6 protein-coding genes are annotated in these 3,842 nt (G+C 68.1%); 3 read left to right on the top strand and 3 right to left on the bottom strand.

Translation table 11 applies throughout. The features are described from left to right. Nucleotides 1-294: 294 nt before the first annotated feature. Nucleotides 295-702: a peptidase inhibitor family I36 protein gene (locus ACGFU7_RS47680; protein ID WP_393705038.1), complete on the top strand. Its 408-nt coding sequence runs from the start codon at nucleotides 295-297 to the stop codon at nucleotides 700-702. Nucleotides 703-955: 253 nt separating this feature from the next. Here the strand turns inward: ACGFU7_RS47680 and ACGFU7_RS47675 are convergent, their stop codons facing one another. After that, the gene (locus ACGFU7_RS47675) at nucleotides 956-1,240 is read right to left on the bottom strand and encodes a hypothetical protein (protein ID WP_393705037.1); all 285 of its coding nucleotides are present in this window, start codon (nucleotides 1,238-1,240) and stop codon (nucleotides 956-958) included. Nucleotides 1,241-1,302: 62 nt separating this feature from the next. Between ACGFU7_RS47675 and ACGFU7_RS47670 the strand changes: the two genes are divergently transcribed. Both ACGFU7_RS47670 and ACGFU7_RS47665 read left to right on the top strand, forming a co-directional pair. After that, entirely contained in the window at nucleotides 1,303-2,289 is a 987-nt protein-coding gene (locus ACGFU7_RS47670; RefSeq protein WP_393705036.1) for a hypothetical protein, read from the top strand. 308 nt (nucleotides 2,290-2,597) lie between these two features. Continuing rightward, nucleotides 2,598-3,335: a hypothetical protein gene (locus ACGFU7_RS47665; RefSeq protein WP_393705034.1), complete on the top strand. Its 738-nt coding sequence runs from the start codon at nucleotides 2,598-2,600 to the stop codon at nucleotides 3,333-3,335. A gap of 69 nt (nucleotides 3,336-3,404) precedes the next feature. On the opposite strand, the gene ACGFU7_RS47660 is transcribed toward ACGFU7_RS47665, so the two are convergent. Both ACGFU7_RS47660 and ACGFU7_RS47655 read right to left on the bottom strand, forming a co-directional pair. Further along, complete coding sequence (locus ACGFU7_RS47660) at nucleotides 3,405-3,485, bottom strand: DUF6225 family protein (protein WP_393705040.1); 81 nt, start codon at nucleotides 3,483-3,485, stop codon at nucleotides 3,405-3,407. 158 nt (nucleotides 3,486-3,643) lie between these two features. Beyond that, nucleotides 3,644-3,787, bottom strand: a complete 144-nt coding sequence (locus ACGFU7_RS47655) for a hypothetical protein (RefSeq protein WP_393705032.1) — start codon at nucleotides 3,785-3,787, stop codon at nucleotides 3,644-3,646. Nucleotides 3,788-3,842: the final 55 nt, after the last annotated feature.

The raw sequence follows: 3,842 nt of genomic DNA, 5'->3' as shown, positions 1-3,842 counted from the left end.
AGCGAGTATTTCCTGGGGGCAGCCATGGTCGATGTTCCTCTCATGAAAACCATCTGACCCTCTGTCACCACACTCCGCATCTCGGGGGAACCTCAGAATCGTTCCTACCAGGTCAAAGCCTGCGCGCACGGCGGTCGGAACGTGGCGGCGAAGCCACCGGCTCGCAGCCAGGGTAATGAGCTGGGCCGGCCTGCCTTGTTCGCGCCCCGGCACGCTTCTTCCGCGCTCCTCTGGCGGAGTGAACGCGCAGGAGATCGCCCGCATCCGACCAGGGCGGCCGGGGAGTCTGGTGCCGTGATCAAAACTGTGAAGCGCGTCGCGGCCTTCGCCGCCCTGGCCCTCATGCCGCTCGCCGTCCCCGCCACCACCGCCTCCGCCTCCTCTCCGGCCGGCAGGGTGCGGGCGGCGATCGACTGCCCGTCCGGCTACGTCTGCATCTACCCCGAGATCAACTTCGGCGGCCAGCCCTGGGCCCGCCGCGCCGCCGACGGCTGCGTCAAGGACTTGCCCTCCGAGATCCGGGACCGGGGCAGCCCCGTCCGGAACAATTCCGACCGCACCGCCCGCATCTACGAGAAGCGGAACTACTCCGGCCGCTGGGTGTGCGTGACCCGCAGCGGCGGCTCCATCCACGACCTGCGCGGCTACAACCTCAACGACCAGACCCGATCCCTGAAGATCAACCGCAACGACTGCGGCTGACCCGACCACGAACCGGTGGCCCACCCCATCCCTCCGAGGTGGGCCACCATCGGGTACGGGCGCCAGGACGTGCAGGGCGCGGACGTTCGCGCCCCGCACCCGCTCGTTGGCGGCCGCGAGCAGCTGCTGTCTGAGAACTTGCGGCTGCCCCAACCGGTGTGGCTGCGGGCGACTGCACCATCGGCGCGTGGACCCAGGACCTCTACGCAGCGCGGTAGCGGGCCCGGCGTCCGTGCCGACGCCAGACTGCGACTCAGCATCCGGCGCTCGCTCGACTGGTCCAGGCCGGGCAGCAGTTGCCCCGCGGCGATGTCGTGCGGTGGGCACTGCCCGTCCGCCTGCCGCCGGCGGCCATGCTCTTCTGCGTGATGGCGGGCTGGACGTGGTGAATGAGCGTGGTGGTCCGCACCCGTTCCTCGCTGCGAGAACGGTGGATCGTTGCGTCGCTGGTGTTCGTCGCCGCCGCGTCGGTGTTCTGCGGGGTGGCCTCGGTCGACGATCCGTCGGTGTCGGTGGGCCTGATGGCGCCGAGTGTCATCGTGAACGGGCTTGCGGGCAATCCGTTCGCGTGGCGTCTTCCCGGCCACGTACGGTCTGCGCATGACCAGGACCACGCCGGCCAGACCAGTGTCCGTGGAGGCCGTCTTCCCCGACCTGGCTGCCCATCGGGGCCGGACCACACGACTGCACCCCAGGCCGGGGCGGCCCGGCATGCGCGACAGCCATGTCGGTGGTCCGATGCTGTGGCCGGACGGCGAGCCTTGGCCGGGTTGCCACGAGCCCCACCAGCGCGAGACCGAGGGGTACGTGCCGGACGAGATCCGCAGCGCCCGGGCCGCGGGCGTCTGGCCATTGAGCCGGCCATGGCCCGGCGCCGAAACGCCTGGGGAGGACGGACCGGTGCCGTTCGTGGGCCTCGCCCAATTCTTCCGCCGGGACATCCCGGGCCTGGCTGCCGGCCCCGACAATGCGGACCTGGTGCAGCTCTTCCGCTGCCCGTTCACCCACGGTCCGTACCTGACGCGCCGCTACCGCCTGCGGTGGCGACGGGCCGCAGAGACCGAGCGCGCAGAACGCACCCCACCCGAAGTGCCCATGCTGCGATGGGAGCACGAACTCCCCGAACCGTGCGTCCTGCATCCCGAAGAGGTCGACACCTATCCCTGGGCGGAGGACGACGCGCTGCCTGCCCCATTGATCGCCCGCATCGACGCGTGGGACGACGCCCAAGTGGCGGAACACGGCACCGACGCCCCCAGCTACCAGGGCGACCTTTCGATCCCGCCCGGATGGCGGGTCGGCGGCTTTCCCAGCTGGGCGTCGACGGGCCCGATGGCTATCGACTGCGAGTCCTGCGCGACACCGATGCGGCTGCTGCTAACTGCCGGGGGCGACGAGATGGACGCCGGCTCGCACAGCTGGGTGCCGCTGGAAGACCGCGACCCGTCCCTGCGGGGGATGGCCTCGATCCAGGGCGGTCGGTCCGTTGCCCAACCCACCCGACTCCGCTTCGGCCGGGACCATGACCTGCACGTCTTCACCTGTCCAGCCGACCCCAGACACCCGCCCCAATGGGTGCTCTCCTAGCGCGCTTCAGGGCGACAAACTTGGCCAGCGATCCGACCGCTGCAGGCTGCCGTTGCACGACATGCGCAGAGCCCTGTTGGTTTCGTTCACTTTCAGCAGCAGCGTTTGTCCAGCAGTTTGGGAGGCGATGGCTGTTCTCAGCGCCCTCAGATGTTCACGCGAAATGACAGCACTTCCGCTGGGGCGGTTCATCCAAAAGGGCCGCCCGGCTTGAGGCGCTCGCGGACCAGTGCCAGCCGGTTCCGATCAATGACGGCGGGATGAAAACGGTGTAGCGCCTGCCGAGAACCTGTGTGCTATGAACAGGCATGGCATTGAAGATCGAGCGAACTGACGCACGTACGTGGCCGGATGAGCAGCTGAAGGAGCTTTTCAGCGAGGGCTTTCCGGAGTTCATCACCGCTGACCGGCTGGTGAAGGAGTACATAGGCAGGGTCGGTGAGTGGTTCGCCGGTCTGGACCTCACGCTGGTGGATGAGCACGAGGCGCCGGTCGCATCGGGCTGGGGTGTACCAATCCACTGGGACGGCCTGACTGAGACGCTCCCCACCGGATATACCCAGGCCCTTGTCCGTGCGGTCGAAGGCCGTGAGCAGGGGACCGAAGCCAACACCCTGGTCATCTGCGGAGCTGTCGTCACCCCGTCGCTCAAGGGGCGCGGACTTGCGGGAGAGACCCTCAAAGCCTTGCGCCAGACCGCCGGGGAAGCCGGCTTGGTCCAGGTCATCGCGCCGGTCCGCCCGACGATGAAGGCCCAGTATCCGTTGACACCCATCGAGACCTTCATGAGGTGGAGCCGCGAGGACGGGATGGCCCTTGACCCGTGGATACGGACCCATCAGCGTCTCGGTGCCGAGATCCTTGCGGCGGCTCCCACTTCGCAGACGATGACCGGCACGGTGGCTGAGTGGGAACAGTGGACGGGAATGACCTTCCTCGAGTCGGGCGACTACGTGATTCCAGGAGGATTGAGCCTGCTTCGGGTCGACCAATCCGCCGATCATGGTGTGTATCGCGAGCCCAACATCTGGATGCGGCACAGCTGAACAAAGGCAGCACGCGTGCCGGTGGTTGCCCGGCGCCGCGGTGAGGCGTCGGGCCATCGGCACGGGCCGTCAGGTATCAGCCTGTTTGATCACTTCGCGGAGCTGCGCGGCGTTCCATGCCTGTGGGGCGTGATCAAAGGTGTCGGCCATGGACACAGGATGCAGGACCGGGCTGACAGCCCTGGCGATGACACGGCCGTACCCCGGGCCAGAGCGCTGATCCGGGGTACAGGGGGCTGGGGTGAAGAACTGATCACCGGAGGTGAACCGAACCCGGCCGGTGGACACGGTACCGGGCGGCCGCATGGTCAGCCCGCGTCGGGGAGGTCCCAGTCGTCGGGGAGGTTGAACAGACGCTGCGCCCGACGTTCGTTCTCCTGCCGGAGCGCGGTCGTCCAGGGCCAGGGGTCTTGGGCCTTCCCCCGTGATGGTGGACACGCTTCGTTGATCACGCGGCGAGCGTGAGCTTAGCGGCGTGGTGTCGGCGTTCGTATTCGTTGGGGCTGA

The sequence above is a fragment of the Streptomyces sp. NPDC048473 genome (assembly GCF_043200155.1).
GTDB lineage: Bacteria > Actinomycetota > Actinomycetes > Streptomycetales > Streptomycetaceae > Streptomyces.
Note: the sequence above shows the minus strand (reverse complement) of the source record. Positions and strands in the feature narration are given on the sequence as shown.